This window comes from Streptomyces sp. UC4497 (assembly GCF_054871485.1).
This window is the reverse complement of the sequence record NZ_JBTYHB010000024.1, coordinates 1-18,780: the sequence shown is the minus strand read 5'-3', so window position 1 is coordinate 18,780 and position 18,780 is coordinate 1. Positions and strand designations below refer to the sequence as shown.

Sequence of the window (18,780 nt, the reverse complement as noted above, 5' to 3'; positions counted from 1 at the left end):
CCGGCCACGCCGGCCGCGCGCGCCTTCGGCAGCGCATGCACCGGCAGCAGGCTCAGGCCCCAGCCCCCGGCGACGAGCGCCCCTTCGAACGCCCCGGCGCCCGGCGCGAAGGCGAGCCGCAGGGCGCCCCACCACCACAGCGCCCCGCACACGACAGCCGGCGCCCACCGAAGCATCCGCCAACCAGCCCACGCCACCGACCGCTCACCTCCGCCCGACGACCTCCGGGACCACGGACCACGACCACGACCACGACCACAGCCAATCTGCCCCTCGGGCCTGTCGTTTGGATCAGGCCGGGCTCGCGGGGCGCCGAGGTGCCGGGACTCTCAGCCCCGATTCTCCGCCTGGAACATCCAGTGATGCTTCTCCAGGTCGGCCGTGATCCCGATGAAGAGGTCCTGGCTCACGGGATCCGCCTCACCGGTCGCGTCCACTCGCGCGCGCATCCGCGCGATGACCGCGCCGAGCGCGTCCACGAGCGTCCCCACCGCGTCCGTGTCCTTCACCCAGCCCTCAGGGGCCACTCCCACGCCACTGGTGTCCGCGACGGTCTTCGCGCGACCGTCCGGCGGGACACCCAGCGTCGAGGCCCGCTCGGCCACCGTGTCGGAGTGCTGCCGGGCGGTGTCCACGACCTCGTCGAGCTGAAGGTGCACCGACCGGAACCGCGGACCGACCACGTTCCAGTGCACCTGCTTCGCCACGAGCGACAGGTCCACCAGATCCACGAGCGCACCCTGCAGCGCCTCGCCGACGGTCTTCAGGTCGCCATCGGGCAGCGGGCTCTTCACGACGTCCATACGTCACCTCCGTATCGAAACCACCATCAACAATGGCACACACGGACTATTACGGACACATCGGGTCGGTCCCTCGCCCACGCACAGCTCGTGCACAGCCCACGCACCCCGAAAACGCGCAGCAGAAAGCCCCGGCCGATCCTCCCGGCCGGGGCTTTCCCACATTCAAACTGGGCTCAGAACGCTGAGCGCAGGCGTTACGCCGCTACGACGTCCACAGCCTCCGCAGGCGCCTTGATCGTCACACGTTCCGGCGGGACGCCGGCCACGGAGACGGAATTGAGCATCGGACGAACCGGTGCGGGCACCGGCTCCGACGGGACCGCTGCTGCCGACTCGGCCAGCTCGGCGAGAGCGAGCTCGTCGCTCACCTCCCGCATCAGCTCGGACATCCGTACGTCAAGCGCGTCGCAGATCGCGGAGAGCAGCTCGGAGGAAGCCTCCTTCTGCCCCCGCTCCACCTCGGAGAGATAGCCGAGCGAAACTCGGGCGGACGAGGAGACTTCGCGCAGAGTACGGCCCTGGCGCTGGCGCTGCCGACGCAGCACGTCACCCAGCAGGCGACGGAGCAGAATCATCGGTGGCTCCCTCCTCGGACCGCGTAGCCGCATCCTTCACGCCCCACCGTACCGCCTCGTGCCGCGGCCGTGCGGGGAGCGATGTCGTGTTCACTCAGGGCTGCAAACATCAAAACCCCCCGTTCTGTTCCGTATCCTGTGCCCGCGCTTTCCCAGAACGTTCGCCGGAATGCGCCCCGACCAGCTCTTCGACGAGCAGTCCGAGCACGCTCCGTACACTCTCCATACGGATTTCCGTCCGATCGCCGTTCAACCGCAGGGCCACCACTTTGTGGCTACCAGCGAAATCGGCCGCACCCTCGGAACGATCAGCTCCGGGCCCCACCGCGGCCACGTACACGGTCCCGACCGGCTGCCCGCCCTGCGGCTCCGGCCCCGCTACGCCGGTCGTGGCGACGCCCCAGTCCGCGCCCAGCGCCTCCCGCACCCCGGCCGCCATGGCCAGCGCGACCTCGGGGTGCACGGGCCCGTGCGCGGCCAGCAGACCTGCGTCGACGCCGAGCAGCCGGTGCTTGAGCTCGGTCGCGTACGCCGTGACGGAGCCGCGGAAGGCCTTGGAGGCCCCCGGCACCGCCACGAGCTCCGCGGCCACCAGGCCGCCGGTGAGCGACTCGGCGACGGCGAGGGTCTCCCCCCGCTCCGTCAACAGGCGCAGCGCCTCGACCGCCTCGTACGTCACTTCTCGGCAGCCTCCGCGGACGCCTGCGCCGCGGCCTTCGACTCGGCGATTCCCGCGCGCCGCAGCACGACGGCCTGCCGCACATAGTCGAGCCCGGTCACCACGGTGAGCGCGACGGCGACGGCCATCACCCACCAGCGCAGCGTCGCGAGCGGCCCGGTCAGCGCCAGGATGTACATGCCGACTGCCGTGCCCTGCGCGAGCGTCTTCACCTTGCCGCCGCGGCTGGCGGGAATGACCCCGTAGCGAATGACGATGAATCGCAGCAGCGTGATCCCGAGCTCGCGCCCGAGAATGACACCGGTCACCCACCACGGAAGATCACCGAGCGACGAGAGACAGATCAGCGCGGCGCCCATGATCGCTTTGTCGGCGATGGGGTCGGCGATCTTTCCGAAATCGGTGACCAAGTTGTACGAACGCGCCAGATGCCCGTCAAAGACATCCGTGATCATGGCAACGGCGAACGCCGCCCACGCCCAGGCCCGCCACGCCGGGTCGTACCCGCCGTCGGCCAGCATGAGCGCCACGAAACCCGGCACCAGAAGGAGCCGGATCATGGTCAGGATGTTCGCGATGTTCCACAGGCTCGCCTGTTTGACGGCCGCAGTACCCAGCTTGCCTCCGGGCGACGGCCTGCCGGTCCCGCCCGTAGCGGACGCCGGGACTCCGGTCATCTGTCCGCCTCCTCAGCGATCTCCAGCGGCTCGGCCACGAGATCGACACCTTCGGTGCCGACCACCTTTGCCTCGACCATACGGCCGATCGTCAGACCGGCGCCGCTCGTGAGGCGCACCTGCCCGTCGGTCTCGGGTGCCTGGTGGGCACCGCGCCCGACGACACCGTCCTCCTCGTCGACGGACTCGACGAGCACCTGCACGGTCTCGCCCACGCGCTCCTCGGCGCGCTGCGACACCAGCTGCTCGGCGAGCCGGGACAGGCGCGCGAGACGCTGCGCGACGACGTCCTCGTCGAGCTTGTCCTCGTACGTCGCCGCTTCCGTGCCCTCCTCGTCGGAGTAGCCGAAGACACCGATGGCGTCCAGGCGTGCGCCGTTCAGGAAGCGCTCCAGCTCCGCGTAGTCGGCCTCGCTCTCGCCGGGGAAGCCCACGATGAAGTTCGACCGGACACCTGCCTGCGGTGCCTTGGACCGAATGGTGTCGAGGAGCTCCAGGAACCGGTCGGTGTCACCGAAGCGCCGCATCGCGCGCAGCACGCCGGGCGCCGAGTGCTGGAAGGAGAGGTCGAAGTACGGGGCAACCTTCTCGGTCCCCGTCAGTACGTCGATCAGGCCCGGCCGCATCTCGGCCGGCTGCAGGTAGCTGACCCGCACGCGCTCGATCCCGTCGACCCCGGCCAGCTCGGGCAGCAGCGACTCCAGGAGCCGGATGTCGCCCAGGTCCTTGCCGTACGACGTGTTGTTCTCGGAGACCAGCATGATCTCCTTGACGCCCTGCTCGGCGAGCCAGCGCGTCTCGTTCAGTACGTCGCTGGGACGGCGCGAGATGAACGAACCGCGGAACGACGGGATGGCGCAGAACGAGCACCGCCGGTCGCAGCCGGAGGCAAGCTTCACGGACGCCACAGGGTTGCCGTCGAGCCGACGCCGCAGCGGCGCACGCGGCCCGGACGCGGGCGCGAGCCCGTCGGGAAGATCGACCGGAGCGTGCCCCGGCAGCGCGATCCCGGAGCCCGCCTCCTGGCGCTCGGCCGGGCTGATCGGCAGCAGCTTGCGGCGGTCACGCGGGGCATGCGCCTCCACGTTGCCCCCGGACAGGATCGTCTGGAGGCGGCCGGAGATGTCCTCGTAGTCGTCGAAACCGAGCACGCCGTCGGCCTCGGGCAGCGCCTCGGCCAGCTCCTTGCCGTAGCGCTCGGCCATGCAGCCGACCGCAACCACCGCCCGCGTTCTGCCATGACCCTTGAGGTCATTGGCTTCCAGGAGGGCGTCGACGGAGTCCTTCTTCGCGGCCTCCACGAAGCCACAGGTGTTCACGACGGCGACATCGGCTGCGTCGGCGTCCTCGACGAGCTCCCAGCCGTCCGCCTCCAAGCGGCCTGCGAGCTCCTCCGAGTCCACCTCGTTACGGGCGCAGCCAAGGGTGACAAGTGCGACGGTACGGCGTTCGGGCATGGAAACAAGACTACTTCGTTCCACTGACAGCCCTACCCGCGAGGGGTTACCGCAAGATCGACGACTCAGCCGACCTCGGGGTCACCCTTCGTGTACGAAAGCCGCTCGACCTGCCCGGCCCTGAACTCGTCCTCGATCTGCTTGCCGTTCACATACAGCTGGATGTTGCCCGCGTCACCGAGCACGAGGTCGATCTTCTTGTTGTCCTGGAAGGTCTTCGTCTGGCCGTCCTGCAGCAGCCCGTCGAACATGATCCGCCCGTTGTGGTCCTTGGCGGAGATCCAGCTGCGCCCGTCCGCCGCGCTGACCTTGACGGTCACCTTGTCCGCGGGGGCCGCGGCGATCGCGCTGTCGGTCGGATCCGGCTTCGGGTCGGTGGGCTTCTTGGTGCTGGGGCTCGGCTTCTTGGTCGTGGGCTTGCTGGTCGCCGGGGTGGACCCTTCGGCGGCCTGCTGCTGGCCGCCGTCGCTGTCGCCGCCACTGAAGGCGGTGTAGCCGACGAAGGCGACGACCGCGACGATCGCCGCGACCATGGCGGCCGTCCAGTTCGGCCTGCGCGGCTCGGAACGGATCCGCTCGGTTTCGAACAGCGGCGTGGCCGGCGTCGGCGCGGGACGCCCGCCGTGCTCGTCGCCGTACTGGTCGAGCAGCGGCTCGGGGTCGAGGCCCACGGCACGCGCGAGCGTACGAATGTGGCCACGTGCGTACACGTCACCACCGCAGCGCGAAAAATCGTCCTGCTCGATGGCCTGCACGATGGGAATGCGCACCCGGGTCGACTGGCTTACCTCGTCGACGGTCAGACCCGCGTCGACGCGTGCCTGCTGAAGGGCACGACCGATCGACGGCCGGTCGTCGTCCGCGTGCGGGATGCGGTCTTCCGAAGGGGCGTCGTCTTCAGGGGAGTTGCCGATGGACACGGGGGCGCCTTTCGAGCGTGTAGCCACCTGCTGGAGGTTCAGTGTAGGGGGGGTGTGAATGGGTGAGGCAACCGGGCGGTCGGACTTTGTACGCCATCAGAATGGCCTGCCATCCCGCTGGCGACGTACGCGGCTGTCTCCCCCTCAACTTGACGTAGCCGATGAGGAAACGGTTGCTCCGATGCCCGTACGGGTGACGTCGTTCGAGGGGATCACCTTACGGTTGAGCCTCCCCGCGGATCACCGCGAGCACTCCCTCTAGTTCATCGGCTTTCACAAGAACGTCTCGAGCCTTCGAACCTTCACTGGGTCCGACGATGTTCCTCGATTCCATCAAGTCCATCAGCCGCCCGGCCTTGGCAAAGCCCACGCGCAGCTTGCGCTGCAGCATGGAGGTCGAGCCGAACTGCGTGGAGACGACCAGTTCGACGGCCGCGCACAGCAGGTCCAGGTCGTCGCCGATGTCCTCGTCGATCTCCTTCTTCTGCTTGGTGCCCACCGTGACGTCGTCCCGGAAGACGGGCGCCATCTGGTCCTTGCAGTGCTGCACGATGGCGTGGATCTCGTCCTCTATGACGAAAGCGCCCTGCATACGGGTCGGCTTGTTCGCCCCCATGGGGAGGAACAGGCCGTCGCCCTTGCCGATGAGCTTCTCGGCGCCCGGCTGGTCGAGGATGACCCGGCTGTCGGCGAGCGAGGACGTGGCGAAGGCGAGCCGCGAGGGCACGTTGGCCTTGATGAGGCCGGTGACGACGTCGACCGACGGACGCTGCGTGGCGAGGACCAGGTGGATGCCGGCCGCGCGCGCGAGCTGCGTGATCCGGACGATGGAGTCCTCGACGTCCCTCGGCGCGACCATCATCAGATCGGCGAGCTCATCGACGATCACCAGCAGATACGGGTACGCCTTCAGTTCCCGCTCACTGCCCTCGGGCGTGGTGAGCTTGCCGTCCTTGACCGCCTGGTTGAAGTCATCGATGTGCCGGTAGCCGAAGGCCGCGAGGTCGTCGTAGCGCAGATCCATCTCCCGCACGACCCACTGAAGGGCCTCGGCGGCCTTCTTGGGGTTGGTGATGATCGGCGTGATCAGGTGCGGGATCCCCTCGTACGCGGTCAGCTCCACGCGCTTGGGGTCGACTAGGACCATCCGGACGTCCTCGGGCGTCGCCCGCATCATGATCGAGGTGATCAGGCAGTTGATGCACGACGACTTACCGGAACCGGTCGCACCGGCGACCAGGATGTGCGGCATCTTCGCCATGTTGGCCATCACGTAGCCGCCCTCGACGTCCTTGCCGAGCGCGACCAGCATGGGGTGATCGTCCTCGGCCGCGTCCGCGAGGCGCAGCACGTCGCCGACGTTGACCATCTCGCGGTCCGTGTTCGGGATCTCGATGCCGACCGCGGACTTGCCGGGGATCGGCGAGATGATCCGGACGTCGGGGGACGCGACGGCGTACGCGATGTTCTTCGCCAGGGCCGTGATCTTCTCGACCTTCACGGCGGGGCCGAGCTCGATCTCGTACCGCGTGACCGTGGGGCCGCGCGTGAACCCTGTGACACCCGCGTCGACCTTGAACTCGGTGAAGACGGTCTGCAGCGACTCGACGACCGCGTCGTTGGCGGCGCTGCGCGACTTGCCGGGTCCACCGCGGGTGAGCAGGTCGAGCGACGGCAGCGCGTACGTGATGTCGCCGGCGAGCTGGAGCTGCTCGGCGCGCGGCGGCAGGTCCCCCCTCGCCTCGGGTGCGGCCTTGGTGAGGTCCGGCACGCCGAGGGACGTGGGCGTCGGCTCAGGCTCCTTCTGAGCGCCTGCCGGGGTCTTCTTGACCCTGGCCCCCGGCACGGGTGCCGAACGGTCTCCTGTGGCCGTCTCACCGCTGCTCTCGCCGTTGCCCTCACCGGAGACGCCCTGCGTGAGGTCCGCGACGAGCGGCGACGGCGGCATGCCGTGCAGCACCGCCCCGTCGAGCGCGGCGGCCGCCGCCGCGGCCACGTCGACCGCGTCCATCGGCCGCTCCATCGCGGGCTGCACGGACCGCCGCGACTTGCGCCGCTTGGCGAACGCCTCCTCCTCGGCCCGGTCCGGGTCGTACGACTCCGGGGCCGCGGGGCGCTTGCGCGAGCGCACGGGCGTGGCCTCGCGCCATTCGTCGTCGTACTCGTCCGGCGCCGCCTCGGCATAGGCCGCGTCCTCGTGCACGACGCCGAGCTTCACGCCGAGCTGGTGCAGGCGCTGCGGAATGGCGTTGACGGGCGTCGCGGTCACCACGAGCAGCCCGAACACGGTCAGCAGAACGAGCAGCGGAACCGCGAGCACCTGGGTCATCGTGAAGCTCAGCGGCGTCGCGGCGGCCCAGCCGATGAGCCCGCCCGCGTCCCTTATGGCGCGCATGCCGTCCCCGCGCGCGGGTGAGCCGCACGCGATGTGGACCTGTCCGAGCACACCGATGACGAGCGCGGAGAGGCCGATCACGATCCGCCCGTTGGCCTCGGGCTTCTCGGGGTGCCGGATGAAGCGCACGGCGATGACCCCGAGCAGGATCGGCACCAGCAGGTCGAGGCGGCCGAACGCGCCGGTCACCAGCATGTCGACGAGGTCGCCGACCGGGCCCTGCAGGTTGGACCAGGTACCGGCCGCACAGATCAGCCCGATCCCGAGCAGCAGCAGAGCGAGCCCGTCCTTGCGGTGTGCCGGGTCGAGCCCCTTCGCGCCACGCCCTATGCCGCGGAACATCGCCCCCACGCTGTGCGCGAGGCCGAGCCACAGGGCGCGTACGAGCTTGTACAGGCCCCCGGTCGGATTGGGCGCCGCCTTGGGGGCGGGCTTCTTTGCCACGGCCTTCTTGGCGGGTGCCTTCTTGGGCGCCGGCTTCTTGGCCGCGGCCTTCGCGGGGGCTTTTTTGGCAGCGGCCTTCTTCGCCGGAGCCTTGGTCGGCGCCGCCGTCTTCTTCGCGGGCGACTTCTTGGCTGCGGGACGTGAGGCCATAGGTGTGAGGTTACCGGGGGAGCCGACCTTGGACACGTGTGCCCACTGCTTCACCCGATCGTGTCGCGAACTGACGGGGCGAAAACTGACGTGTCCTCAAAGCCCGAGCGCCGCCCCCGATTCCGGGGCGGCCGCCTCGGTTCCGGGACGGCCGCGTCAGTTCTGGGACGGCAGTGAGGGCGCTCCGCTGCCCGTCCCGGGCTCCAGGGCGTCGAGCGCCCTGCGCAGGCCCGTGAGCTTGCGCTCCAGGTGCGCCGCCGTGGCCACCGCCGCCGCGTCCGCGGACTCGTCGTCCAGCTGCTTCGACAGCGCCTCGGCCTGCTCCTCGACCGCGGCGAGCCGCGCCGACAGCTCGGCGAGCAGGCCCGCCGGCTCCTTGGTGTCCCCGATGGCCTTGCCGCCGCCCTCCAGCTGGAGGCGCAGCAGCGCCGCCTGCTCCCGGAGCTGGCAGTTCTTCATGTACAGCTCGACGAACACCGAGACCTTGGCGCGCAGCACCCAGGGGTCGAACGGCTTGGAGATGTAGTCGACCGCCCCCGCCGCGTAGCCACGGAACGTGTGATGCGGTCCGTGGTTGATCGCGGTGAGGAAGATGATCGGGATGTCCCGTGTCCGCTCGCGGCGCTTGATGTGCGCCGCGGTTTCGAACCCGTCCATTCCTGGCATCTGAACGTCCAGCAGAATGACCGCGAAATCGTCCGTGAGCAGCGCCTTCAGCGCTTCCTCCCCGGACGATGCCCGTACCAGTGTCTGATCGAGCGCGGAGAGGATGGCCTCCAGCGCCAGCAGATTCTCCGGCCGGTCATCGACCAGGAGGATCTTGGCCTTCTGCACCATGGCCCGCCCTCCTCGCCCCGGCATGGGGCCGCCCCTGTCCGCAGGACTCGGGGAGGCTCCTTTCGCCACCCCAGGGGACGACTCCCTTGCGTCGTCCGTCCTTGTGCCGGTCATGGTAGCCGCACCCCGCCTGTCGCCACACCCTGTCACCGCGATGTCACCGTGCACGTAGCAGAAACGCGGTGGGAGACCAGAAGGTTCCCCGAATCCCGCGCCTCTACACGGCTTCGACCACACTCAGTCAGCAACTCATCTTGAACATTCCGGTTTCCGGTCACTCACCATGCATCCACCGCTCCATCACAGAGAGCAGATGATCCGGGTCGACCGGCTTCGTAACGTAGTCGGAAGCGCCCGACTCGATGGCCTTCTCCCGGTCGCCCTTCATCGCCTTCGCGGTGAGCGCGATGATCGGCAGCCCGGCGAACTGCGGCATCCTACGGATCGCCGTCGTCGTCGCGTAGCCGTCCATCTCCGGCATCATGATGTCCATCAGCACCACTGTCACATCGTCGTGCTGTTCGAGGACTTCGATGCCCTCGCGCCCGTTCTCCGCGTACAGGACCGAGAGGCCCTGCTGCTCCAGGACGCTGGTGAGCGCGAACACGTTACGGATGTCGTCATCGACGATGAGCACCTTCTCGCCGCCGAACAACAGCCCGTGCCGGGGCGTGGGCGCACTCTGCTCTGCCTCGCCCGTCGCACCCGCCGTGCCGCCGCCGTCCCAGTGCTCGTCCGCGCGCTCCTGAGCGGGCAGCGGCTGGCCCTGCAGCGGCCCCTGCAACGCCGTCCGCTCGGGCGGCGCCGAGTTCGGCGGGGTCGACCTGCGACGGCGCCGGAACAGCGCCGCCGGCCCGTTCTGGGTGTCCTGGTAGGACCGCACCTCGGCCGGGGTCTCCACCTCGGCGGGCTCGGGCGCCGCGTCGAGCGCGAGCCGCTCCCCCGGTTCGATGGTCGGCGCGAGCTGCGCGTACCCCTGGGGCGGCAGTTCGCTCGGGTGCATCGGCAGGTACAGCGTGAAGGTCGAGCCGCGTCCGGGCTCGCTCTGCGCGTGGATCTCGCCGCCCAGGAGGCGGGCGATCTCGCGGCTGATGGACAGGCCGAGGCCCGTACCGCCGTACTTGCGGCTCGTCGTGCCGTCGGCCTGCTTGAACGCCTCGAAGATGACGCGCATCTTGCTGGCCGCGATGCCGATGCCGGTGTCGGTCACCGAGAAGGCGATCACATCGCCGTCGACCTCGGTCAACGAGCCCGCTTCCAGCAGCTGTTCACGGATCGCGTTCGGGACGTCGGCGCCGGCCGGCCTGATGACGAGCTCGACCGCACCGGAGTCGGTGAACTTCACCGCGTTGGAGAGCAGGTTGCGCAGCACCTGAAGGAGCCGCTGTTCGTCGGTGTGCAACGTAGTGGGCAGTTCCGGCGACACCCTTACGGAGAAGTCGAGTTGCTTCTCCGCGGTCAGCGGCCGGAACGTGGCCTCTACGTAGTCGACAAGCTGCACCAGGGCGATGCGTGTCGGCGAGACGTCCATCTTGCCCGCCTCGACCTTCGACAGGTCCAGGATGTCGTTGATCAGCTGGAGCAGGTCGGAGCCCGCTCCGTGGATCGTCTCGGCGAACTCGACCTGCTTCGGGGTGAGGTTCGCGTCGGCGTTGTCCGCCAGCAACTTGGCAAGGATGAGCAGCGAGTTGAGCGGCGTGCGCAGCTCGTGCGACATGTTGGCGAGGAACTCGCTCTTGTAGCGCATCGAGACGGCGAGCTGCTCGGCGCGCTCCTCCAGGACCTGCCGCGCGTCCTCGATCTCGGTGTTCTTCACCTCGATGTCGCGGTTCTGCTGGGCGAGCAGTTCGGCCTTCTCCTCCAGCTCGGCGTTGGACGCCTGGAGGGCCTTCTGCCGGTTCTCCAGCTCGGCGGAGCGCTCACGGAGCTGCTCGGTCAACTCCTGCGACTGCCTCAGCAGGACCTCCGTCTTCGTATTGACGGAGATCGTGTTGACGCTCGTCGCGATCATCTCGGCGATCTGGTTCAGGAAGTCCTTCTGGATCTGCGTGAACGGCGTGAACGACGCCAGCTCGATCACACCGAGCACCGTGTCCTCGAACAGCACGGGGATCACGATGACCTGCGCCGGAGGCGCCTCACCGAGCCCGGAGGCGATCTTCAGGTAGCCGCTGGGCGCGTTGTCCACAAGGATCGTGCGCCGCTCCTGCGCGGCCGTCCCGATGAGCGTCTCGCCGGGCCGGAAGGCCGTCGGCATGGAGCCCATGGAGTAGCCGTAGCTCCCGCACATGCGCAGCTCGTACGCGTCCTCGTCCGCGACCGCCGCGTCGGCGCTGTCGTCCAGCGGCAGCGCCAGGAAGAACGCGCCGTGCTGCGCCGACACCACCGGCGTCAGCTCGCTCATGATGAGCCCGGCCACGTCGTCGAGGTCGCGGCGGCCCTGCATCAGACCCGAGATACGGGCCAGGTTGCCCTTGAGCCAGTCCTGCTCCTCGTTGGCGATCGTGGTGTCGCGCAGGTTCGAGATCATCTTGTTGATGTTGTCCTGCAGGACCTGGATCTCGCCCGCGGCATCGACATCGATCTTGAGGTTGAGGTCGCCGCGGGTCACCGCGGTGGCGACGGCCGCGATGGCGCGCACCTGACGGGTCAGGTTCCCGGCCATCTCGTTCACCGACTCGGTCAGATCGCGCCACGTGCCGTCCACGTCGCGCACCCGCGCCTGGCCGCCCAGCTGGCCCTCGGTGCCCACCTCACGGGCCACCCTGGTCACCTGCTCGGCGAACGACGACAGCTGGTCGACCATCGTGTTGATCGTGGTCTTCAGCTCGAGGATCTCGCCGCGCGCGTCGATGTCGATCTTCTTGGTCAGGTCGCCCTTGGCGATGGCGGTCGTGACCATCGCGATGTTGCGCACCTGTCCGGTCAGGTTCGACGCCATGCCGTTCACGGACTCGGTCAGGTCCTTCCACGTACCGGAGACTCCGGGTACGCGGGCCTGGCCGCCGAGGATGCCGTCCGTGCCCACCTCGCGGGCCACCTTGGTGACCTGGTCGGCGAACGAACTCAGGGTCCGCACCATCGTGTTGAACGTGTCGGCGAGCTGTGCGACCTCGCCGCGCGCCTCGATGGTGACCTGACGGGTCAGGTCACCGTTGGCCACCGCGTTGGCGACCTGGGAGATGTTGCGCACCTGCATGGTCAGGTTGTTGGCCATCAGGTTCACGTTGTCGCTCAGGTCCTTCCAGATGCCCGTGACACCCGGAACCCTTGCCTGACCGCCCAGTTGCCCCTCGGTGCCCACCTCACGGGCCACCCGGGTCACCTGCTCCGCGAACGACGACAGCTGGTCCACCATCGTGTTCACCGTGGTGACGAGTTCGAGGATCTCGCCCTTGGCGTCGACGGTGATCTTCTTGGACAGGTCGCCGCGCGCCACGGCCGTCGTGACCTCGGCGATGTTGCGCACCTGAAGCGTCAGGTTGTTGGCCATGCCGTTCACGGACTGCGTCAGGTCCTTCCACGTACCCGACACACCCTGCACCTCGGCCTGGCCGCCGAGGATGCCGTCCGTACCCACCTCGCGGGAGACCCGCGTGACCTGCTCGGCGAAGGCGGACAGCTGGTCCACCATCGTGTTGAGGGTGTTCTTCAGCTCCAGGATCTCGCCGCGCGCGTCCACGTCGATCTTCTGCGACAGGTCACCACGCGCCACCGCCGTGGCGACCTGGGCGATGTTGCGCACCTGGGCCGTGAGGTTGCCGGCCATGCCGTTCACGGAATCCGTCAGATCGCGCCACACGCCGGCGACGCCGGGCACCTGCGCCTGGCCGCCCAGGCGGCCCTCTGTGCCCACCTCACGGGCCACCCGGGTCACCTGGTCCGCGAAGGCGGACAGCTGGTCGACCATCGTGTTGATGGTGTTCTTCAGCTCCAGGATCTCGCCGCGCGCGTCCACGTCGATCTTCTGCGACAGGTCACCACGCGCCACCGCCGTCGTGACCTGAGCGATCTGCCGTACCTGTGAAGTCAGGTTTCCGGCCATGAAGTTGACGGAGTCGGTCAGTTCCTTCCACGTGCCGCTCACGCCGTCCACGCGGGCCTGACCGCCGAGGCGGCCCTCCGTGCCCACGTCACGCGCCATCCGCGTCACCTGGTCGGCGAAGCTCGACAGCTGGTCCACCATCGTGTTCACGGTGTTCTTCAGCTGGAGCATCTCGCCGGATACGTCGACGGTGACCTTCTGCGACAGATCACCGTTCGCCACCGCCGTCGTCACCTGGGCGATGTTGCGCACCTGTCCGGTGAGGTTCCGGAACGCGGTGTTGACGGAGTCGGTCAGGTCCTTCCACGTACCGGCCGCGCCCGGCACGAGGGCCTGGCCGCCGAGCTCACCCTCGACACCGATCTCCCGGGCCACCCGCGTGACTTCGGAACCGAAGGCGGAGAGCTGGTCCACCATCGTGTTCACGGTGTTCTTCAGCTCGAGCATCTCGCCCGCGACGTCGACGGTGACCTTCTGCGACAGATCACCGTTCGCCACCGCCGTCGTGACGGTCGCGATGTCCCGCACCTGAGTTGTGAGGTTCCGGAAAACCGTGTTCACCGAATCGGTGAGGTCCTTCCACGTGCCCGCGGCTCCCGGCACATTGGCCTGGCCGCCGAGCTGCCCCTCGGCGCCGACCTCGTTCGCCACACGCGTGACCTCGTCCGCGAAGGTACGCAGGGTCTCCGTCATCTGGTTGATGGTCTCGGCCAGCTGGGCGACCTCGCCGCGCGCCGACACCGTGACCTTCTGCGACAGATCACCGTTGGCCACGGCCGTCGTGACCTGAGCGATTCCACGCACCTGCGCGGTCAGGTTGCCGGCCATGAGGTTCACCGAATCGGTGAGGTCCTTCCACACTCCGGCCACACCGGGCACCTGCGCCTGGCCGCCGAGTTCACCCTCCGTGCCCACTTCGCGGGCCACACGCGTGACCTCGGAGGAGAACGACGACAGCTGGTCCACCATCGTGTTCACGGTGTTCTTGAGCTCGAGCATCTCGCCCGCGACGTGAACCGTGACCTTCCGGGACAAGTCACCCTTGGCCACGGCGGTGGTGACGAGAGCAATGTCACGTACCTGTGCGGTCAGCCGGTACGCCATCGTGTTGACCGAATCCGTGAGATCCTTCCACGAACCGGACATTCCGCGTACGCGCGCCTGCCCACCGAGCTTGCCCTCGGTGCCCACCTCACTGGCCACGCGCGTGACCTCGTCGGTGAACGTGGAGAGCTGATCGACCAGGTTGTTGACGGTCCGGCCGACCTTCAGGAACTCGCCGCGCAGCGGATGCCCGTGCCCCTCGGGCTTCCCTTCCGGCACCTGGGCCCGCAGCTCCATACGGGGCGACAGGTCGCCGTCCGCGACCGCAGAGAGCACCCTCCCGACCTCGGAGACGGGTCGTACGAGGTCGTCCACGAGCGCATTGGACGCATTGATCGCGGTGGCCCAAGAGCCCTCGCAGGCGCCCGTCTCGAGCCGCTCGGTGAGCTTGCCCTCACGCCCGACCATGCGGCGCACGCGCGACATCTCACCCGTCAGGTGCAGATTTCGGTCGGCCACCTCATTGAAGACCGCCGCGATCTCCGACATCACGCCGTCGCCGCTGACGGTCAGGCGCTTGCGGAAATTGCCGTCTCTCATCGCGACAAGACCTGCGAGCAGCCTGTTCAGCGCCGCGGTATCCACCGTCGTCGTGCCACTGCCACCGCGCGATTTGCGCTGTTTTGCCAGGGACTGTCCGTCTTCTGCGCGCGTCTTCTTGCTCCGCGTCGCTGCGCCAGACTCCACTGTGTCCCTCCCGCAGGGGTCGACCTGTACTGCTCGGGTAGCTCGGGTTTCTCGGATTCGCTTCTACCGCCGCATCGGCACTTCAATGCGTTCTTCTATGGAAGCTTGCCCAGTGTTTCACCATGGCTGAACCAGGCCATAACAGTTCGGCAGCTTCGCACACCGCCCGCACACCCTCCGGGCGGGAAACACAGACGACCGGCATCCGCATGGACCGCGAAGGTAAGTAACCTTGCATGCGGCTGTCCACCCACCCCGGTCTGCCCGGCCTGGGCGGTGGCGGAAAACGAGCGGGCATCGGAGGGGCGGCCGAGACATGGGTACGGGAGACCTGGGCCTCGACACTCGGACAACGAGTACAACTCGTACAGGGAGTTCTGTGATCACCGCGCGCGCGGCTGCCACTTTCGAACCGGTCGGGCGATCCGTCGCGACCGCCCGCTCCTTCGTACGCGACACCCTCCAAGGGTGGGGCCATGCCGACATCATCGACGACGCCGTCGTTCTGACCAGCGAACTCGTGACAAATGCCGTAGTCCACGCGGGCACATCCGCGGAGGTTCTGTGTCTACGGAGTGAGGATCACGTCCGGATCGAGGTCTCCGACCGCTACCCGGAGCGCGAGATTCCGCTGCAGTCGTCCGCCATGAACATGGGCAGCCCCGACCGCGAGGGCGGCCGCGGCCTCCAGCTCTGCGCCGCGCTCGCCGGCCGCTGGGGCGTCGACTATTCGGCCACCCACAAGCGGGTCTGGTTCCAACTCGACCTGCCCGAGCGCTCGGTGGGCACCCGCGCCGCGGGCCCCAACCTCCCCACCGACCTCCTCCCCCTCGCGGACGAGCGGGTCCGCGTGGCCGTCGTCCAGATCGACCGGGTCGGCGCGATCACCGGGTGGAACGAGGACGCGGAGGAGCTCTTCGGCTACGCGGCCGAGCAGGTCACCGGCAAGCCCCTCACGGACTTCGCGGCATGGCCGCACACGCCCGGCACCAGCACCGGCATCGTCGACGCGCTGCAACTCTCCCGCTGGGAGGGCAGCTACGGCATCCGCACCGTCAACGGCCGCGTGACGCCCGTGTACGCCTCGCATCTGCGCGTACGCGACACCGACGGCGACCCGTCGACCGTGTGCCTCCTGGTACGCGATCACGAGCGGGCCATCCTCCAGACCCCGCTGCGCCTCCCCTCGCCCGACTCGGCGACGCACTCCGACAGCCAGGGCTCGGACCCGTTCGAGGTCTTCATCGGCTCGCCGGCGCCCGACGACCTCGACGGGCTGCTCCAGCGCACCGTCGAGCGCGCCCGCGACATGCTCGACGGCGACTCCGCGTTCCTGCTGCTCGCCACGGACGACGAGACGGAGCTGGAGGTCCGCGCCTCGACCGGCCTGCCCTCCGCACGGCAGCGCTTCGCGCGCGTGCCCGTCGAAGTCGGCCCCAACCGCTACGGCTCGGCCCGTATGCCCGCCGTCCACGAGGACCTGACTCAAGTCCCCGGCGCGGTCCCGCTCTTGAACGGCACGGGCATGCGCTCGGTCGTCACGGTCCCCCTCAAGGTCGAGGGCCGCCTCACGGGCTCCCTGGGCGTCGCGGCCGAGGCGCCGGACCGCTACTCGAACGAAGAGGCGCTACGCCTGCAGTTCGCCGCCGACCGCATCGCGCTGGCCGTCGAGTCGGCCCGCCTCGGCGAACTCGAAAAGCTCCGCCGCGGCTCGCTCAGCTTCCTCGTCGAAGCCTCCGACCTCCTGGCGGGCACGCTCGACAGGGACCAAACCCTGGCGCTCATGGCCCAGATGACGGTCCCGACCCTCGCCACGTGGTGCGCGGTCTACACGATCGCCGACCAGGCCTCGGAGCCGTACCTCTCCTATGTGCTGCACGAGGACGAGGAGCGCATCGACGGTCTGAAGGCGCTCCTCTCGAAGATCGCCCCACCGGACCCGGTCCCGACTCCTGGCGCCCGCGTCTGGGCGGCCCCCGCCGAAGCGGCCCACCAGGCGGCTCTCCGTACGTCCATGAGAAGCCTGGGACTCGGCGAACCGGCCAGCGTCAGCTCCGGCATCGGCACCACGCTCCAGACGGCTTCCGCGGTCGGCGGCGAGACCGTCGTGCTCCCCCTGGTGGCACGCAACCGCGTCATCGGCATGCTGACCCTCGGCAAGCCGACGGACGAACACTTCCGCCAGGAAATCCTGGAGCTGGCCGAGGACTTGAGCCGCAGGGCCGCCCTGGCCCTCGACAACGCGCGCCTGTACTCGGAGCGCATGGCGATCAGCCAGTCCCTCCAGCGCAGCCTCCTGCCCCCGGAGCTCCCCGACGTCCCCGGCGTCGAGGTGGAGGTCATCTACCGCGCGGCCGGCGAGGGCAACGAGGTGGGCGGCGACTTCTACGACCTGTTCCCCATCCGGGACGGCGCGTACGGCTTCGCCATCGGCGACGTCTGCGGCACGGGCCCGGAGGCGGCGGCCGTCACCGGCCTGGCCCGCCACGCCCTGCGCCTGCTCGCCCGCGAGGGCTTCGGCGGCCCTGCGGTCCTGGAGCGCCTGAACGCGGCGATCCTCGACGAGGGCGCCCGCAGCCGCTTCCTGACCCTGCTCTACGGGGAGTTGTGGCCGCAGGAGGACGGCTCGGCAATCCTGAAGATGGTCTGCGCGGGCCACCCCCTCCCTCTCCGCCTGCGCCAGGACGGCACCGTCGCCCCGTACGCGGAGCCCCAGCCGCTCCTCGGCGTCATGGACGATCTGGAGCTGTACGAGCAGACGCTGACGCTCGACCCGGGCGACGTCCTGCTCTGCGTCACGGACGGCATCACGGAGCGCCGCGAGGGCAGCCGCATGCTCGGCGACGACGGCCTCGCGGATGTCCTCTCCACCTGTACGGGCCTTACCGCGGGGGCCGTTGCCGCCCGCATCATGCGCGCGGTGGAGCGCTTCGCCGCTGACGCCCCGTCGGACGACATGGCGATCCTCGCGATGCGCGTGCCGGGCCTGCACCACGACTGAGGCCCCCGGGGCGGGGGAAACGAAAAAGGCCTCCGCCCATTGGGCGGAGGCCTTAATTAAACGAGCCCCCAAGCGGAATCGAACCGCTGACCTTCTCCTTACCATGGAGACGCTCTACCGACTGAGCTATAGGGGCCTGTCGCTTTCGCGGTTTCCCGCTCGGCAACGACATAAAGCTTACCTGATGTTGAGACCTCTCTGAACCACCCACCAGGGCGTCGCTAGAACGCCGGCTGCAGCAGTCCACCCAATGCGTTGCAGGCCTGCACGACCCGCTGCAACTGCCGCCGGGACATGGTGGCTTCGACCGGCAGAGCAAGCGTCTCGTCGGCGGCCAGCTCGGTTTCCGGCAGCGTGATGTCGAACCGGAAACCCGGCAGTCGGTGCACCGGCGTCTTCACCGGCACCCGGCACTCGACGCCCTTCCCGCGCAACACCCGGGCGAAAGCGTCCCGATCCGGCCGCCCATTACCGGGCACCCGCACCACGTACTGCTGATACGTGTGCCCTTCCTGCCCGACAGGCGTCCGTACGCCGGTGAGCCGCGCGCTCAAATAGGCGGCGTGCACGCGGCGTTGAGCCACCTCGTCGTACGACTTCTCAGACTCGCCCGGCTCCTCCAGCACGAGCAGGCCGTGCCGCCGGCCCAGCTCCCGCAGCCGGGCGAGATCCGCCCGGTGCCCAAAGCGGTGCACGGCGACGACCGCGGCGGTGCGTGCGCTCACGCCTGCGGCTACGTGGGTGGGATCGATGCAGTACGTCTCCGGGTGAATGTCGGCGAAGACCGGCACGGCCCCCGCCCGCACGACGTCCTCCGCCACCTCGGTGTTCCCGAAGGCCGGCACGATGACTTCGTCCCCGGTACCGACACCTGCGGCTCGCAGCATTTCAACTGTGCCCATGCCTCGGATCGTGCCCAGGCGACGTGAACGACGGGTGAAGCGCAACAAAAAAGAGCTAGTCCCCGAACCAAAAGGTTCGGGGACCAGCTCTTTTATAAAAT

The 18,780-nt window shown here is 68.8% G+C and carries 11 protein-coding genes and 1 tRNA gene; 1 reads left to right on the top strand and 11 read right to left on the bottom strand.

Annotated elements, in window-relative coordinates; translation table 11 throughout:
- Positions 1–329: 329 nt before the first annotated feature.
- From ACYSUO_RS28100 to ACYSUO_RS28060, 9 genes are all read right to left on the bottom strand, one after another.
- The gene (locus ACYSUO_RS28100) at positions 330–803 is read right to left on the bottom strand and encodes a Dps family protein (protein WP_266714908.1); all 474 of its coding nucleotides are present in this window, start codon (positions 801–803) and stop codon (positions 330–332) included.
- A gap of 197 nt (positions 804–1,000) precedes the next feature.
- The gene (locus ACYSUO_RS28095) at positions 1,001–1,381 is read right to left on the bottom strand and encodes a helix-turn-helix domain-containing protein (RefSeq protein ID WP_188336490.1); all 381 of its coding nucleotides are present in this window, start codon (positions 1,379–1,381) and stop codon (positions 1,001–1,003) included.
- A 109-nt stretch (positions 1,382–1,490) separates the two neighbouring features.
- A complete protein-coding gene (locus tag ACYSUO_RS28090) occupies positions 1,491–2,060 on the bottom strand; it encodes a CinA family protein (protein WP_461779033.1) in 570 nt (189 codons plus the stop codon).
- Positions 2,057–2,737 carry a CDP-diacylglycerol--glycerol-3-phosphate 3-phosphatidyltransferase gene (gene pgsA, locus ACYSUO_RS28085; RefSeq protein ID WP_461779032.1) on the bottom strand — a complete coding sequence of 227 codons (681 nt, stop codon included), beginning with the start codon at positions 2,735–2,737 and terminating at the stop codon, positions 2,057–2,059. The genes ACYSUO_RS28090 and pgsA overlap by 4 nt, the downstream gene beginning before the upstream one ends.
- Positions 2,734–4,194 carry a 30S ribosomal protein S12 methylthiotransferase RimO gene (gene rimO / locus ACYSUO_RS28080; protein ID WP_461779031.1) on the bottom strand — a complete coding sequence of 487 codons (1,461 nt, stop codon included), beginning with the start codon at positions 4,192–4,194 and terminating at the stop codon, positions 2,734–2,736. Before rimO ends, pgsA begins: the two co-directional genes overlap by 4 nt.
- A gap of 65 nt (positions 4,195–4,259) precedes the next feature.
- Positions 4,260–5,114 (bottom strand): helix-turn-helix domain-containing protein, encoded by an 855-nt coding sequence (locus ACYSUO_RS28075; RefSeq protein WP_461779030.1) that lies wholly within the window; start codon positions 5,112–5,114, stop codon positions 4,260–4,262.
- 217 nt (positions 5,115–5,331) lie between these two features.
- On the bottom strand, positions 5,332–8,103 hold the full coding sequence (locus tag ACYSUO_RS28070) for a DNA translocase FtsK (RefSeq protein ID WP_461779029.1): 2,772 nt from the start codon (positions 8,101–8,103) through the stop codon (positions 5,332–5,334).
- A 156-nt stretch (positions 8,104–8,259) separates the two neighbouring features.
- On the bottom strand, positions 8,260–8,940 hold the full coding sequence (locus ACYSUO_RS28065) for a response regulator (RefSeq protein ID WP_326014117.1): 681 nt from the start codon (positions 8,938–8,940) through the stop codon (positions 8,260–8,262).
- A gap of 274 nt (positions 8,941–9,214) precedes the next feature.
- The gene (locus tag ACYSUO_RS28060; protein WP_461779028.1) at positions 9,215–14,776 is read right to left on the bottom strand and encodes a HAMP domain-containing protein; all 5,562 of its coding nucleotides are present in this window, start codon (positions 14,774–14,776) and stop codon (positions 9,215–9,217) included.
- Positions 14,777–15,155: 379 nt separating this feature from the next.
- Between ACYSUO_RS28060 and ACYSUO_RS28055 the strand changes: the two genes are divergently transcribed.
- Positions 15,156–17,777: a SpoIIE family protein phosphatase gene (locus ACYSUO_RS28055; protein WP_461779027.1), complete on the top strand. Its 2,622-nt coding sequence runs from the start codon at positions 15,156–15,158 to the stop codon at positions 17,775–17,777.
- 63 nt (positions 17,778–17,840) lie between these two features.
- Here ACYSUO_RS28055 and ACYSUO_RS28050 read toward each other — a convergent pair.
- Both ACYSUO_RS28050 and ACYSUO_RS28045 read right to left on the bottom strand, forming a co-directional pair.
- Positions 17,841–17,913: transfer RNA gene (locus tag ACYSUO_RS28050), tRNA-Thr, on the bottom strand.
- An 85-nt stretch (positions 17,914–17,998) separates the two neighbouring features.
- Positions 17,999–18,664 (bottom strand): DegT/DnrJ/EryC1/StrS family aminotransferase, encoded by a 666-nt coding sequence (locus ACYSUO_RS28045; RefSeq protein WP_461779103.1) that lies wholly within the window; start codon positions 18,662–18,664, stop codon positions 17,999–18,001.
- Positions 18,665–18,780: the final 116 nt, after the last annotated feature.

Bases quoted from the DNA above. Each gene is read 5' to 3' on its own strand.
- ACYSUO_RS28100 (WP_266714908.1), bottom strand. From the start codon at position 803: ATGGACGTCGTGAAGAGCCCGCTGCCCGATGGCGACCTGAAGACCGTC.
- ACYSUO_RS28095 (WP_188336490.1), bottom strand. From the start codon at position 1,381: ATGATTCTGCTCCGTCGCCTGCTGGGTGACGTGCTGCGTCGGCAGCGC.
- pgsA (WP_461779032.1), bottom strand. From the start codon at position 2,737: ATGACCGGAGTCCCGGCGTCCGCTACGGGCGGGACCGGCAGGCCGTCG.
- rimO (WP_461779031.1), bottom strand. From the start codon at position 4,194: ATGCCCGAACGCCGTACCGTCGCACTTGTCACCCTTGGCTGCGCCCGT.
- ACYSUO_RS28070 (WP_461779029.1), bottom strand. From the start codon at position 8,103: ATGGCCTCACGTCCCGCAGCCAAGAAGTCGCCCGCGAAGAAGACGGCG.
- ACYSUO_RS28065 (WP_326014117.1), bottom strand. From the start codon at position 8,940: ATGGTGCAGAAGGCCAAGATCCTCCTGGTCGATGACCGGCCGGAGAAT.
- ACYSUO_RS28045 (WP_461779103.1), bottom strand. From the start codon at position 18,664: ATGCTGCGAGCCGCAGGTGTCGGTACCGGGGACGAAGTCATCGTGCCG.